General features: G+C 65.7%; 12 protein-coding genes. 8 read left to right on the plus strand and 4 right to left on the minus strand.

Features of this window, described 5'->3' with window-relative positions; translation table 11 throughout:
* Window positions 1-93: 93 nt before the first annotated feature.
* The 3 genes from AC6CIE_RS19610 to AC6CIE_RS19620 all read left to right on the plus strand — a co-directional run bounded on the left by AC6CIE_RS19610 (window position 94) and on the right by AC6CIE_RS19620 (window position 3,042).
* The gene (locus AC6CIE_RS19610; protein ID WP_056558918.1) at window positions 94-1,047 is read left to right on the plus strand and encodes an MBL fold metallo-hydrolase; all 954 of its coding nucleotides are present in this window, start codon (window positions 94-96) and stop codon (window positions 1,045-1,047) included.
* A 97-nt stretch (window positions 1,048-1,144) separates the two neighbouring features.
* A complete protein-coding gene (locus AC6CIE_RS19615) occupies window positions 1,145-2,824 on the plus strand; it encodes an FAD-dependent oxidoreductase (RefSeq protein ID WP_498093470.1) in 1,680 nt (559 codons plus the stop codon).
* A gap of 17 nt (window positions 2,825-2,841) precedes the next feature.
* Window positions 2,842-3,042, plus strand: coding sequence for a DUF2783 domain-containing protein (locus AC6CIE_RS19620; RefSeq protein ID WP_175122535.1), 201 nt, complete (start codon window positions 2,842-2,844; stop codon window positions 3,040-3,042).
* A 74-nt stretch (window positions 3,043-3,116) separates the two neighbouring features.
* On the opposite strand, the gene AC6CIE_RS19625 is transcribed toward AC6CIE_RS19620, so the two are convergent.
* The gene (locus tag AC6CIE_RS19625; RefSeq protein ID WP_498093472.1) at window positions 3,117-4,025 is read right to left on the minus strand and encodes a LysR family transcriptional regulator; all 909 of its coding nucleotides are present in this window, start codon (window positions 4,023-4,025) and stop codon (window positions 3,117-3,119) included.
* Between the two features lie 164 nt (window positions 4,026-4,189).
* Between AC6CIE_RS19625 and hmgA the strand changes: the two genes are divergently transcribed.
* Entirely contained in the window at window positions 4,190-5,488 is a 1,299-nt protein-coding gene (hmgA, locus tag AC6CIE_RS19630) for a homogentisate 1,2-dioxygenase (protein ID WP_239211614.1), read from the plus strand.
* Window positions 5,489-5,625: 137 nt separating this feature from the next.
* Window positions 5,626-6,945 carry a fumarylacetoacetase gene (fahA, locus tag AC6CIE_RS19635; protein ID WP_175184653.1) on the plus strand — a complete coding sequence of 440 codons (1,320 nt, stop codon included), beginning with the start codon at window positions 5,626-5,628 and terminating at the stop codon, window positions 6,943-6,945.
* 58 nt (window positions 6,946-7,003) lie between these two features.
* Here fahA and yihG read toward each other — a convergent pair whose 3' ends face one another.
* The 3 genes from yihG to AC6CIE_RS19650 all read right to left on the minus strand — a co-directional run bounded on the left by yihG (window position 7,004) and on the right by AC6CIE_RS19650 (window position 11,030).
* The gene (gene yihG, locus AC6CIE_RS19640; RefSeq protein ID WP_498093474.1) at window positions 7,004-8,020 is read right to left on the minus strand and encodes a 1-acylglycerol-3-phosphate O-acyltransferase, YihG family; all 1,017 of its coding nucleotides are present in this window, start codon (window positions 8,018-8,020) and stop codon (window positions 7,004-7,006) included.
* 181 nt (window positions 8,021-8,201) lie between these two features.
* Window positions 8,202-10,097, minus strand: a complete 1,896-nt coding sequence (locus tag AC6CIE_RS19645) for an LTA synthase family protein (protein WP_218342896.1) — start codon at window positions 10,095-10,097, stop codon at window positions 8,202-8,204.
* Between the two features lie 204 nt (window positions 10,098-10,301).
* Window positions 10,302-11,030, minus strand: a complete 729-nt coding sequence (locus AC6CIE_RS19650; RefSeq protein ID WP_175122529.1) for a FadR/GntR family transcriptional regulator — start codon at window positions 11,028-11,030, stop codon at window positions 10,302-10,304.
* A 150-nt stretch (window positions 11,031-11,180) separates the two neighbouring features.
* On the opposite strand from AC6CIE_RS19650, the gene AC6CIE_RS19655 reads away from it, so the two are divergent.
* From AC6CIE_RS19655 to AC6CIE_RS19665, 3 genes are all read left to right on the plus strand, one after another.
* Window positions 11,181-11,999 (plus strand): NAD-dependent epimerase/dehydratase family protein, encoded by an 819-nt coding sequence (locus AC6CIE_RS19655; protein WP_498093476.1) that lies wholly within the window; start codon window positions 11,181-11,183, stop codon window positions 11,997-11,999.
* Between the two features lie 8 nt (window positions 12,000-12,007).
* A complete protein-coding gene (locus AC6CIE_RS19660; RefSeq protein ID WP_498093478.1) occupies window positions 12,008-12,886 on the plus strand; it encodes an SMP-30/gluconolactonase/LRE family protein in 879 nt (292 codons plus the stop codon).
* A 111-nt stretch (window positions 12,887-12,997) separates the two neighbouring features.
* Complete coding sequence (locus AC6CIE_RS19665; RefSeq protein ID WP_175122526.1) at window positions 12,998-13,975, plus strand: TRAP transporter substrate-binding protein; 978 nt, start codon at window positions 12,998-13,000, stop codon at window positions 13,973-13,975.

Below are 13,975 nucleotides of genomic sequence, written 5' to 3' on the forward strand. Positions count from 1 at the left end.
AATTCGTTTATAGCAAACGTATTGCACGAAAACTAACGCGGGACTATATTTCCTTCCACACACCCTATTCCTATAAAAGTGGAAGGAGCCTCCATGAGCAAGCAATTCGCCTCGCACGCGGACATGGACGACAAGGTCGTCTCGTTCGAAAAGCTGTCCGACAACGCCTATGCCTACACCGCCGAAGGCGACCCCAACACGGGTGTGATCATCGGCGACGAGGCCGTCATGGTGATCGATACCCAGGCCACCCCCGTCATGGCCCAGGACGTGATCCGCCGCATCCGCGAAGTCACGGACAAGCCCATCAAGTACATCCTGCTGTCGCACTACCACGCCGTGCGCGTGTTCGGCGCGTCGGCCTACAACGCCCAGGAAATCCTGGCCAGCCGCGACACCTACGACCTGATCGCCGAACGCGGCGAACAGGACAAGGCCAGCGAAATCGGCCGTTTCCCCCGCCTGTTCCGCAACGCCGAATCGATTCCGCCGGGTCTCGTCTGGCCGACGATGACGTTCAAGGGCGAAATGACGGTCAACCTGGGCAACCTGGAAGTCAAGCTGCTGCAGGTCGGCCGCGGCCACACCAAGGGCGACACCATCGCCTGGCTGCCCGAGCAGAAGATCCTGTTCGCGGGCGACCTGGTCGAGTACCAGTCCACGCCCTACTGCGGCGACGCCTACTTCCGCGACTGGCCCACCACGCTGGACGCACTGTCGGGCTTTGAAGCCGAAAAGATGGTGCCCGGCCGTGGCCCGGCTCTCAAGAACGCCACCGAAGTGCGCCAGGGCCTGGCCGGCACGCGCGCCTTCCTGACGGACCTGTACGGCGCCGTGAATCGCGGCGTTGCCGAGGGCAAGGACCTGAAGACGATCTACCGCGAGGTCTACGACTTCATGAAGCCGCGCTACAGCGATTGGGTCATCTTCGACCACTGCATGCCGTTTGACGTGTCGCGCGCCTTTGACGAGGCGTCGGGCCACACGCATCCGCGCATCTGGACGGACAAGCGCGACCTGGAGATGTGGGCCCAGCTGGAAGGCTGACCTACCCCTGACCAGACAAGCACGAACCGGACACGCGCGACCCTTGCGGCGCAGCGTGTCCGCATAAATAAAAAAATGACCCACACAGGAGACAACCGTGGGAGACATCGACTTTCAGGCGATGGAGTTCGCCTATGAAAAGCACGCGGACCAGACGGCGGCCGACCCGGCGCGCCATCAGGTCGTGGTGGTGGGCGCCGGCCCCGTCGGCCTGACCACGGCGCTGGACCTGGCGCGCCAGGGCGTGCGCGTGGTGGTGCTGGACGACGACTACCGCTTGTCCACAGGGTCGCGCGCCATCTGCTTTTCCAAGCGCACGCTCGAAATCTGGGATCGCCTGGGCGTTGGCCAGCGCATGATCGACAAGGGCGTGTCGTGGAACGTGGGCAAGATTTTCTTCCGCGAACAGGAAGTCTGGCGCTTCGACCTGCTGCCCGAACCCGGTCACCGCCGGCCGGCATTCATCAATCTGCAGCAGTACTACGCCGAAGGCTATCTATACGAGCAGGCCCGCCAGCAGCCCAACATCGAGCTGCGCTGGAAGAACAAGGTCGCCGGCGTCATGCAGGGCAATGACGGCGTGACGCTGACCGTCGAAACGCCCGAAGGCCCGTACACGCTGCATGCCGATTGGCTGATCGCCTGTGACGGCGCACGATCGCCGGTGCGCAAGCTGATCGGCCAGGAAAGCCACGGCCGCATCTTCCGCGACCGCTTCCTGATCGCCGACGTCAAGATGACCGCGGATTTTCCGTCCGAACGCTGGTTCTGGTTCGATCCGCCTTTTCACCCGAATCAATCCGTGCTGCTGCACCGGCAGCCCGACAACGTCTGGCGCATCGATTTCCAGCTCGGCTGGAACGCCGACCCCGTTGAAGCGGTCAAGCCCGAGAACGTGCTGCCGCGCATCCGGGCGCTGCTGGGTCCGGACGCGCAATTCGAACTGGAATGGGTCAGCGTCTACACGTTTGCGTGCGAACGCATGGACAAGTTCCGCCACGGCCGCATCGTGTTCGCGGGCGACTCCGCGCATCGCGTGTCGCCGTTCGGTGCGCGCGGCGCCAACAGCGGCGTGCAGGATGCCGAGAACCTGGCGTGGAAGCTCAAGCTTGTCGTGGCCGGCCTGGCGCCCGATACGCTGATCGACAGCTACAGCGCCGAGCGTGAATTCGCGGCCGACGAGAACATCCTGAACTCGTCGCGCGCCACCGACTTCATTACGCCCAAGAGCGACATCAGCCGCAGCTTCCGCAATGCGGTGCTGAATCTGGCGAAAGACCACCCGTTTGCGCGATCGCTCGTGAACAGTGGGCGGCTTTCGCTGCCGGCCACCTACGCCGGATCGCCCCTGAACACGCCGGATGCCGACGCCTTCACCGGCCGCATGATGCCGGGCGCGGTGGCGCTGGATGCGCCGTTGCAGGTTCAGGGCGAAGCGGGCTGGTGGCTGTCGCAACTGGATGGCCAGTTCGTGCTGGCGGTGTTCTGCGCTGGCGCGCTGCCCGGCCGCGACACGCTGATGGCGTTGCAGGCGCTGCGGATGGCGCCGGTGCCCGTCAAAGCCGTGCTGGTGGCCGATATGCAGTGCGACCTGTCCGCCGTGGCCGCGGACGTGCCCGTGGTGCGCGACAGCGAAGGCTGCCTGGCCAAGCGCTACGACGCGCAGGACGGCACCGCCTACCTGATCCGCCCCGACCAGCACATCGCCGCGCGCTGGCGCGTTTTCAATCCCGACGCCGTTGCCGCCGCCGTTCAGCGCGCGACGGGCCGCGCGTGATTCCCGAGGTTGTCACCATGCTTATCACCGAAACCAACCTGAGCGCGCCGGACGACTTCTATGAAGCGCTGATCGACGCCCATCGCGACCTGACGAACGAGCAGAGCCAGGAGCTGAATGCGGCGCTGATCCTGCTTCTGGCGAACCACCTGGGCGACCTGCCGCTGCTGAAGGAAGCGTTGCAACATGCGCGCGCGTCCGTGACGCAGGCGGTTTAAGGCGGCAATTCAAGACAAGGCGTCCGATCCAAGCGGCGCGGGTCCGCGTCGGCGTCAACGCCCCGCGCGGACCTTCATGATCCCGCCGCGAAGGTGTTGACGATCAACGCGCGCAGCCACTGATTGCCGCCGTCGCGATCCACCCTGCGCTGCCAGTACATGTTGGTCTGCAGCGCGGGCACTTTCAGCGGCGGGGTCATGAAGCGCAGGCCGAACGGCGCGGCGGCGCTGGCCGCCAGCTTCTCCGGCACGGTTGCCAGCAGATCCGTCGCGCTGACGATATAGGGCACCGCGGAAAAATGCGGCACGCTGAAATGCTCGGCCAGGTCCACCCCGGCCCGCTCCATCGACTGATTCACCTGCCCATAAGGCGCCGCGCGCGACACGATCAGATGACGCTCTGCGCGAAACGCCTTGATCCCCATGCCCGCATGCGCGGTGGGATGCGCCTGGCGGAAGAGCGTGGCGTAGCCCTGGCGAAACAGCATCCGCTGCAGCGTGCCGGCTCCCATTTCATCGAACGCGCCGATTGCCAGGTCCACCCTGCCCGACTCCATCTCGCGCGGCAGATCCGGCCCCAGCACCCGCACCGAGTCGATGCGCACGTGCGGCGCCTTCTGCACGCAGACTTCCATGAGGCGCGGCATGAAGTGGATTTCGCCGACGTCGGTCATGGCCACGCGAAAGCGCCGGGTGCTGGTCGTCGCATCGAACTCGTCCTGGTCCTGCAAGGCCTGCGAAAGCAACCCCAGCGCTTCACTGACGGGTCCGGCCAGGCGCTGGGCGCGCGGCGTCGGCAGCATGCCCTGCGCGGTGCGCACGAAGAGTTCATCGCCGAATGCCACGCGCAGGCGCCGCAGCGCATTGCTCACCGCGGGTTGCGACAGGTCCATGCGCCGCGCCACCGCTGACAGGTTGCGGTCTTCCAGCAGGTGTTGAAACAGCAGCAACAGGTTCAGATCGACATCGCGCAGTTCGGCCATCGGCGCCCCCTACTATTCACGAAATTTATAGTCGCTATTTTTGCATTCCCGTAGCCGCAACAGGGATTTTTTCCGACAATGGCACATCGGCTCGGGCGGCGCCCGTCCCGCCACCACACCAAGCTGCGCGGCCAAGCACCGCGCCCGCCACCCAGGAGGATTCCATGGAACTGCAATATCAGTCCGGTTTCGGCAACGAATGCGCAACCGAGGCCTTGCCCGGCGCCCTGCCCGCCGGCCGCAATTCACCGCAGCAATGTCCTTACGGCCTGTACGCCGAGCAGCTGTCCGGCACCGCATTCACGGCGCCGCGCGCGGAAAACCGCCGCTCGTGGCTGTACCGCATCCGTCCGGGCGCGCAGCACAAGCCCTTTGAAGCGTTCGGCGGCGCCGCCGGCTGGCTGAGCACCTTCGGCCACGGCCCGGTCACGCCGAACCAGCTGCGCTGGAGCCCGATGCCGATTCCCGATGCCCCCACGGACTTCCTGGAAGGCGTGAAGACGTGGGGCGGCAATGGCGGCCCCGACGAACAGGGCGGCGTGGGCATCCATCTGTATGCCGCCAACCGCTCGATGCAAGGCCGCTTCTTCTACAACGCCGACGGCGAACTGCTGCTGGTGCCGCAAGAGGGGCGCCTGCGCCTGGCCACCGAACTGGGTCTTATCGACCTGGAACCGCTGGAGATCGCCGTCATTCCCCGCGGCGTGCGATTCCGCGTGGAACTGCTGGACGGCACGGCGCGCGGCTACATGCTCGAGAACTTCGGCGCGGCGCTGCGCCTGCCGGAACTGGGTCCCATCGGCTCGAACTGTCTGGCCAACGCGCGCGACTTCAAGACGCCCGTGGCCTGGTACGAAGACGTGGACGGCGACTTTGAACTGATCGCCAAGTTCACAGGCGGCTTCTGGCGTGCCGCGATCGACCATTCGCCGCTGAACGTGGTGGCCTGGCATGGCACGCACGCCCCCTACAAGTACGACCTGCGCCACTTCAACACCATCGGTTCGATCAGCTTCGATCACCCCGATCCCTCGATCTTCACGGTGCTGACGGCGCCGTCGGACACCCCGGGCACGGCCAACATGGACTTCGCCATCTTCCCGCCTCGCGTCCTGGCCATGGAGAACACGTTCCGTCCGCCCTGGTTCCATCGCAACATCGCCAGCGAATTCATGGGCCTGATCCAGGGCGTGTACGACGCCAAGGCCGACGGGTTCGCGCCCGGCGGCGCCAGCCTGCACAACTGCATGAGCGGCCACGGCCCCGACGCCGAAACGTTTGAAAAGGCGTCGCACGCGGACACCAGCAAGGCGCATTACATCCGCGACACGATGGCGTTCATGTTCGAGACCCGCCGCGTGATCCGCCCGACGGAGCAGGCGCTGGCGTCGGTAGAATTGCAGGGCGATTACTACCGGTGCTGGCAGGGCATCGCAAAGCACTTCGATCCCAACAAGGCGTGACGCGACCGCGTCAACCTTTGTTGCCGGCGGCGATGCGCGAACAGCGCATCGCCGTTTGGCGTTTGATTCATCCGGCGCACGAACCGCTCGAGCGCCCGGCCAGCCCCCCATAACCACACTGACCGAGACACGCAGCCATGACCACCACGATCAACGAAACCCACGACCCGTCCTTGAAGAGCTGGGTCGCCAGCGCCAATTCGGACACGTCGGATTTCCCCGTGCAGAACCTGCCCTACGGCGCATTCCGCCGCAAGGGCTCGCAGGAATCCTTCCGCCCCGGCGTGGCCATCGGCGACCAGATCCTGGACCTGGCCGCGCTGGCCGGCAAGCAGCCGTTCGAAGGCCTGGCCGCGGATGCCCTGGCCGCCTGCGCCACCGATAGCCTGAATGCGCTGATGGCCCTGGGCCAATCGCACTGGAGCGCGCTGCGCCTGGCCCTGTCGCGCGCGCTGCGCGAAGGCGCCGCCCTGCGCGCCACGGTGGAACCGCTGCTGGTCGCGCAGGCTGACGCCGAATACACCACGCCCGCCCGCATCGGCGACTACACCGACTTCTATATCTCGGTGCACCACGCCACCGCCGTGGGCAAGCAGTTCCGTCCCGACAACCCCCTGCTGCCCAATTACAAGTGGGTGCCGATCGGCTATCACGGCCGCGCCTCCAGCATTGGCGTGGACCAGAAATTCCCGCGCCCGGTCGGCCAGACGCGTCCCGCCAACGAAGGCGAAGCGCCGCAATTCGGCCCCTGCGCGCGTCTGGACTATGAACTGGAGCTGGGCATTTTCGTGGGCACCGGCAACGCGCAGGGCGAACGCATCACGCTGGCCGACGCGGATTCGCACGTGTTCGGCCTGTGCATCCTGAACGATTGGTCGGCGCGCGACATCCAGGCCTGGGAATACCAGCCGCTCGGCCCCTTCCTGTCCAAGAACTTCGCGTCCACGATCTCGCCGTGGATCGTCACGATGGAAGCGCTGGAGCCGTTCCGCACGCAATGGACCCGCGGCGCGGGCGAGCCGCAGCCGATGCCTTACCTGGCCTCCGACGCCAATCGGGCCAAGGGCGCGTATGACGTCCAAATGCAGGTGCTGATGACCACCGAACAATCGCGCGCCGACAGCAAGCCGCCGGTGAAGCTGTCCAGCAGCAATTTCCGCGACGCCTACTGGAACGTCGCGCAGCTCATCACGCATCACACGGTCAATGGCTGCAACCTGCAGCCGGGCGACATGCTGGGCACCGGCACGCTGTCCGGCCCGCAGCCTTCGGAAGCGGGGTCGCTGCTGGAACTGAGCAATGGCGGCAAGGCGCCGATCGAACTGCCGTGGGGCGAGAAGCGCACCTTCCTGCAGGATGGCGACCAGATCATCATCCGCGCCGAATGCGTGAAGGCGGGCTATCCGCGCATTGGCTTCGGCGAGTGCTCGGGCGTGGTGCTGCCCGCGCGCGTCTGACGCTCAGGCGGCATGGACAAAGCCACGCAGCGGCGCGACCGCTGCGTGGCTTTTTTATTTAGTTGACGGGCGGGTTTGTGACGGCCGGCGATCCGGCGGACGGCGATCCGGCGGCGGGCGATCCCGCGGCGGGCGATCCCGCATCTGACGCCCCCGCACCCGGCGCCCCCGGGCGCGCAACGAGCGCCTCGATCTCGTCGTCCTTGGCCTGCCATTGCTGCCCAAGCCACTGGTGGAACGTGGTGCGAAACGCCTTGTCGCGCGAGTAATCGGCTTCGCAGAATGCCGGCGGCACCGGCAATTGCCGCATGCGCACCAGCACTTGTCCTGCGCGTCCGCAGGCGAAATCCCAGAAGCTCGGCGCGCCATCCGGATAGGCGATGGTGACGTCGATCATCGACCGGAACTGCGCCCCCATCGCATTCAACGACACCGCCAGACCGCCCGCCTTGGGCTTGAGCAGATGGCGGTAAGGCGAGTTCTGCGCCGCGCGCTTGGCTTGGCTGAAACGCGTGCCTTCGGCAAACAGCATCACGCTGGTGGGCACCAGCGAAAACTTGGCGCAGGCGCGCCGCGCGGCCTCCTGATCCTGGCGCCCCAGGTCGGGGTTCTTGCGCAGGGCCGCCTTGCCGTGCCGTTTCATGAAGGGAAAGTCCAGCGCCCACCACGCCAGGCCGATGACCGGCACGTAGATGAGCTGCTGTTTGAGGAAGAACTTGAGCAGCGGAATGCGCCGGTTCAGCGAGTACTGCAGCACGAAGATGTCGACCCACGACTGATGGTTGCAGTTGACCAGATACCAGTCGGCATAGCGCAGGTCCTTGTTGCCCTGGATGTCCCAGGCCTGCGGCTGGATGCGTACGAACCAGCTGGAATTGCACGCCACCCACGCGGTGGCGATGCTATTCAGAATGGGATCGATGCGGCGCCTGACTGCGGCAAAAGGCAGCGCCAGCTTCAGCAGCGAGACCGGAAACAGCAGCAGGCACCAGAACAGCGTGTTGGCGGCCAGCCAGACCGAGCTGATGACCCCGGTGATCCAGGCAAAACGGCCACGCGGCACGGGGATCGCCATACGGGGACGCTGGCGCTGCGCGGCGTGTTGGACACTGGAAAGCGCCGGAGATGCGGGGCGGGAGGCTCCCGAGGACGTGTTGGGCGTTGTCATGGGCGCCAGTGTGCTATTGGCCCGCGGAATGCGGATTGAGCAGGATCAAGGCAGGCGGCCGGGGTGGCCGCCTTGGTCGTCATATGCGTCACGGCAGCCGGTACTTCTCTTCGCGATACGCCCAGCTTGCCCACAACGCGTGCGCCAACGCCTCCTGCGTCAGCGCGGGATCCGCCGGCTCGACCGGCGCATACGTCTCGTCCTGTCCCACTGGCGCGGCCTCGTAACGGAACTGGCGCGGCGCCTTGGAAGGCTCCAGCACCAGCAGTTGATCGCCTTTCAGATAGCCGAAGTTGTCCGCGTATTGCATCATCGCCCGGTTCGGATCGCGCTGCGTCAGATCGGCGCCCAGCATGGGGTTCACATTATCCAGGCCGATCAAGGACAGCAGCGTGGGCGCCATGTCGATCTGGCTGACCAGCCGATCGTCCTGCCGCGGCGCGATGCCCGCGCCCAGGATCAGCGCGGGGATCTGGAAGTGCCGCACCGGCACAGGAATGGAGCCGTACACGCGCGAGTCGTGGTCGGCGATGACCAGGAAGACCGTGTTGTCCCAATACGGCGCCTTGCGCGCCTTGTCGAAGAACTGGCCCAGCGCCCAGTCCGCATAGCGCACCGTGTTGTCCACCGTGGCCGGATCGCCCACGGGCTGGATGCGCCCGGGCGGATATTCCCACGGCGAATGGTTGGTCACCGAGAACGCCAGCGTGAACACCGGCTTGTCGCCATCCGCGCGCAGCAGGCGGTCGACCTGATTGAACATGTCTTCATCCGAGGCGCCCCACGATCCCTCGAACACGGGGTCGACGAACTTGGGCCGGTCCACGATCTCGTCAAAGCCGTTGCCCAGGAAGAAGGCGCGCATGTTGTCGAAGTGGGACTCGCCGCCATACACGAAGCGCGAGTGATAGCCGTGCTTGCCCAGCAACTGCGCCAGTGTGAAAAAGCCCGTCTGCGAGCGCGGCAGCTTGACCACGGCATCGGCCACGCTGGGCAAAAAGCCCGCGGTGACGGCTTCGATACCGCGCACCGAGCGCGTGCCGGTGGCGTAGGCGCGGTGGAACATCCAGCCTTCCTTGCCCAGCCGGTCGATGTTCGGCGTGAGGTCGCGGCCACCCAGGCTGCCGACGTACTGCGCCCCCAGGCTTTCCTGCAGGATGATCACCACGTTCAGCGGCTTGTCGCGCCGCACGGTTGCCTTCTGCTCATGCAGGCTGGGCAGCGTCGGATCTATTGGCGCACCGGTCATGCCGGCCTTCTCGCGCACGATGGCGTTCATCTCATCCACGGCCATCTTGGGATACATCGCGGCCGACGAGCGTTCGTCGCGCATGCGATAGGCCGCGTCGAACACGCTGTACAGCGAATTGAGCGCCAACGCGTTCACCATGGCGTCCGAGCTGAAGGCCACCTTGGCGGGATTGATGGGGCGATGCTCGAGCGTGCCGCGCGCGCCCAGGAACACCAGCGCCAGGATCACAAAGGATGCGACAGGCCGCTTCCACCATCCCATGAACGGATCGCGCGTGCGCGTCGGGAACAGCTTGACCGCAAGCCAGGCCGCCAGGACCAGCACCACGAAGGCGGCCAGCAGCACGCCCTTGTAGCCCTGCCACAGCATGGAGCCCACTTCCTTCGGATTGAGCAGGTAGATGAAGTAGAGGCGATTGGGACGGGTGTCGTATTCCGCGATGAATTGCGGGGTGGACACTTCCAGCAGCACGTACAGCATCCACCACACGCGGAACCACCACGCGGTAATGCGCGCGGCAAGCGGACGGTGGCCGAACCACGGCGAAAACACCGCCGGCAGCGCGATCACCATCGACAGCAGGCACACGTCGATGCGCAGTCCGCCAAAGAGGAGTGGCCCGAGGCCCCCGGCCGCTTCGACGCGGTCCCACATCCAGAAGGCCAATCCCAGCCGCGACAGTGTCAGCAGCACCAGGATGGCGATGATGAACCGAAGTGTCAGGCGACGCATGCCGCGACCCTCCGAGCAACGGGACATGCCTGTCCCAACGAAGAATGCATATTGCCTGATGTGCCGCGCAGAACCATGCCGTTTCGAGAACCAAAAAAATAACCGCGCCAAGAGTAACGCGGTTTCGGGCTTATCGACGGCGGCGCGAGGCGGTTCAAACGTTGTACGACATCACACGTGACCCAATCGCCTTCAATACGATGGCTATTGCGCGCGCCGCAGGCGTTCGCGGCTGTTGCTCAGGTGCGTGCGCATGGCGGCGCGAGCGGCTTCGGGGTCCTGGCGCGTGATCGCGCTGTAGATGTCTTCGTGTTCGAGATTCACGCGCGCCAGATAAGCGGCGCGGTCTTCGAGGGCGAACTTGGCGGAGTTGATGCGGGTGCGGGGAATGATGGCCGACCCCAGGTGCGCCATGAGGTCCGCGAAGTAACGGTTGTCGGTGGATTGGGCCACCAGCAGATGGAATTGAAAGTCCGGCGTGATGGTGTCACCGCCCGCATCCAGCGCCTGTTTGAAGGCATCCAGCGCGCGACGCATCGCCTGCAATTGTTCGTCGCTACGGCGGATGGCGGCGAGCCCGGCGGCCTCGCTTTCCAGGCAGATGCGCAGTTCCAGCAGCACCAGCACGTCGCGCACGGTGGCGATGTCGGCCGGGTCGACGCGGAAGTCGCCGCCGCCGCTAGGCTCAAGCGCATAGGTGCCCACGCCGTGATGCGTTTCGACCAGACCCGAGGCCTGCAGACGCGACAGCGCCTCGCGCACAACGGTGCGGCTTACGCCGAACTGACGCATGATGGCGGATTCGGTGGGGAGCTTGTCGCCCGGGCGGATTTCACCGCTGCGGATGCGTTCGGAAATGTTTTCAACCAGGCCTTGCGCCAGGTTGCGGGGACGACGCTGCGGCAAAACAGGGGTATCGGCGGGAGCGTTCATCAGGGATTATCCGGAAGCGGTTGCGCAGCGCTTGACGCTGAAAAATGGCGTTCATTATACTTTGCGACAGTTGTACGATAACGTACCAGACAAGTCCACTCCACCGCGCCATTCACAGAGCGTTGCGTCATGAGCCGAGCTGTCAACAACATGCCTGAGTCCCTTCGGTGTCATCGCTTGTTATTGACCGGCGCCGCCGGCAACCTGGGCCTGGTACTGCGTCCCCGATTGAAAGCTCATGCGGACATCCTGCGCGTCTCGGACGTGGTGGCGATGACCCCCGCACAAGACGGCGAAGAGGTCGTGCAATGCAATCTGGCCGACGCATCCGCCGTGTCGGAACTGGTGCGCGGCACCGACGCCATCGTGCATCTGGGCGGCGTGTCGGTCGAGCGCCCCTTCGAAGAAATCCTGCCGGCCAATATCCAGGGCGTGTACAACGTCTACGAGGCGGCCCGCCTGCACGGCGTGCGGCGCGTGGTGTTTGCCAGCTCCAACCACGTCATCGGCTTTTATGAACAGGGACAGACCCTGGACGCCGACGTGCCGCTGCGACCCGACGGCTATTACGGCCTGAGCAAGGCCTACGGCGAAAACCTGTCGCGCTTCTACTTCGACCGATACGGCATCCAGACCGTCTGCCTGCGCATCGGTTCATCGTTTCCCGAACCCAAGGACCGGCGCATGCTGGTCACCTGGCTCAGCCATGACGACCTGACCGATCTGGTCATCCGATCCCTTTTCACCCCCGAAGTCGGCCACCTCATCGTGTATGGCGCGTCGGCCAACCGCGACAGCTGGTGGGACAACAGCGGCGCGGCCGTGCTGGGCTTTGCGCCCAAGGATTCCTCAGAGCGGTTCCGCGCGCAGGTCGAGGCGCAGCCCCCGCTGGCCGCGGACGATCCCGCGGCGCGTTATCAGGGCGGCGCCTTCGTCAAGGCCGGCCCCTTCCCCTTCCCGAACGCCTGAAGCCTTTCATGTCCATCACCGCCGAACGTCTTGGAACCTTGTTGTGCGGCGTCGGAGAAAGCCCTATCTGGCGGCGCGCGGACAAGGCGTTCTACTGGACCGACATCCCCGGCAAGACGCTGTGGCGCTGGACTCCCGAGACCGGCGCATTCGCGCACTGGGCGTTGCCGCAGATGGCGGGCAGCATGGCGATGCGCGGCGACGGCTGGCTGCTGGCCATGGAAGACGGCCTCTATGCCTGCGACGCCCTGCGCGAGGGCGAGGCCTGCCTGCCCCGGCAACTTGCCGCCGTGGCTCACAACGCGCCCGGCATGCGGTTCAACGATGGCCGCTGCGACCGGCAGGGCCGGTTCCTGGCCGGCACCATGGTGATGGACATGGGCCTCGCCTGGCCCGCCGGCGCACTGTACCGCCACGATGCGCGCGGCACCTCCGTGTTGCTGGACGATCTGATTGTGCCGAACGGCCTGGCTTTCAGTCCCGATGGCCGGACGATGTACCTGTCCGATTCGCACCCGTCGCGCGCGACCGTCTGGGCGTTTGACTACGACACCGATGCCGGCGTGCCGTCCCACCGCCGCGTCTTCATCCCCGCCCTGCCCGCCGGCCGCCCGGACGGGGCCGCCGTGGACGCGGCGGGCTGCTACTGGATCTGCGGCAACGACGCCGGCAAGGTGTACCGCTACACCCCCGACGGCCGCCTGGACCGCACCCTGGACGTGCCCGCCGCGAAGGTCGCCATGTGCGCCTTCGGCGGCGCCGGCATGGACACCCTTTTCGTCACGTCGATCCGTCCCGCGAATGCCGCTCCCGGCGCGCTGGATGGCGCGGTATTCGCCCTGCACCCCGGCGTGCAGGGCCTGGAGGAAACCGCCAGCGCCGGTTAGCACCCGACGGGCGGCTTCGCGCGCGCCCACCCCGAGCAGGCAGTGCATATCAAAGAGCTTCGGGGCCATCACGGCCCTCAACGAAACGCCGTACCCCATCCGGAGGTAGACATGCTGCACCCTCACCTGAGCCGCGCCGTTCTGGCCGCGGCCGCCTTGCTGACGCTGATTCCCGCCACCCACGCCGCCGAGCTGCGCTCCGCGGACATCCATCCCGACGATTACCCCACTGTGCAGGCCGTGCGCCACTTCGGCGAACTGGTCAAGCAACGGACCAACGGCCGCATCACCGTGAAGGTGTTTTCCGGCGGCGCGCTCGGCAACGAAGACGATTCGATCGAGCAGGTGAAGCTGGGCGCGCTGGCCATGTCCCGCGTCTCCAGCGCGGCGATGCACAACATCTGCCAGACCACGCGCGTGCCGTCGCTGCCGTTCCTGTTCCGCTCCAAAGAGCATCTGCACAAGGTGCTGGACAGCGAGATCGGCGACCAGATCCTGCGCTCGTGCGAGGCTGCGGGCTTCGTCGGTCTGGCGTGGTACGACAGCGGTTCGCGTTCCATGTATACGACCAAGAAGCCGATCAAGACGCTGGCCGACGCCAAGGGCCTGAAAATCCGCGTGCAGCAGTCGGACCTGTCCGTCGCGATGGTGGAAGCAATGGGCGGCAACGCCACGCCGATGCCGATGGGGGAGGTCTACACGTCGCTCAAGACCGGACTGGTGGATGCGGCCGAGAACAACTTTCCCAGCTACGAGAGCGCGCATCACTACGAGGTCGCGAAGTTCTATTCGCTGACCGAGCACACGATGACGCCCGAGATCCTGATCTTCTCCAAGCGCCAGTGGGACAAGCTGCCGCCGGATGACCAGAAGATCCTGCGCGAGGCCGCGCGCGAATCGGTGCCGTACATGCGCAAGCTGTGGGACGAACGCGAGCAGAAGTCGCGCGCCGTGGTCGAGAAGGCCGGTTCGCAGATCTCGCAGGTCGATAAACCCTCGTTCCAGGGTGCGATGAAGCCGGTGTACGAACGCTTTGTCACCACCCCTGAAATGAAGGATCTGGTCGCCAAGATCCAGGCCGTGCAGTGA

The organism is Achromobacter sp. GQ309, assembly GCF_059759315.1.

What these genes read in the sequence shown, in the direction of transcription:
- AC6CIE_RS19610 (WP_056558918.1), top strand. Translation starts at nt 94, where the DNA reads ATGAGCAAGCAATTCGCCTCGCACGCGGACATGGACGACAAGGTCGTC.
- AC6CIE_RS19620 (WP_175122535.1), top strand. Translation starts at nt 2,842, where the DNA reads ATGCTTATCACCGAAACCAACCTGAGCGCGCCGGACGACTTCTATGAA.
- AC6CIE_RS19625 (WP_498093472.1), bottom strand. Translation starts at nt 4,025, where the DNA reads ATGGCCGAACTGCGCGATGTCGATCTGAACCTGTTGCTGCTGTTTCAA.
- hmgA (WP_239211614.1), top strand. Translation starts at nt 4,190, where the DNA reads ATGGAACTGCAATATCAGTCCGGTTTCGGCAACGAATGCGCAACCGAG.
- fahA (WP_175184653.1), top strand. Translation starts at nt 5,626, where the DNA reads ATGACCACCACGATCAACGAAACCCACGACCCGTCCTTGAAGAGCTGG.
- yihG (WP_498093474.1), bottom strand. Translation starts at nt 8,020, where the DNA reads ATGGCGATCCCCGTGCCGCGTGGCCGTTTTGCCTGGATCACCGGGGTC.
- AC6CIE_RS19645 (WP_218342896.1), bottom strand. Translation starts at nt 10,097, where the DNA reads ATGCGTCGCCTGACACTTCGGTTCATCATCGCCATCCTGGTGCTGCTG.
- AC6CIE_RS19650 (WP_175122529.1), bottom strand. Translation starts at nt 11,030, where the DNA reads ATGAACGCTCCCGCCGATACCCCTGTTTTGCCGCAGCGTCGTCCCCGC.
- AC6CIE_RS19655 (WP_498093476.1), top strand. Translation starts at nt 11,181, where the DNA reads ATGCCTGAGTCCCTTCGGTGTCATCGCTTGTTATTGACCGGCGCCGCC.
- AC6CIE_RS19660 (WP_498093478.1), top strand. Translation starts at nt 12,008, where the DNA reads ATGTCCATCACCGCCGAACGTCTTGGAACCTTGTTGTGCGGCGTCGGA.
- AC6CIE_RS19665 (WP_175122526.1), top strand. Translation starts at nt 12,998, where the DNA reads ATGCTGCACCCTCACCTGAGCCGCGCCGTTCTGGCCGCGGCCGCCTTG.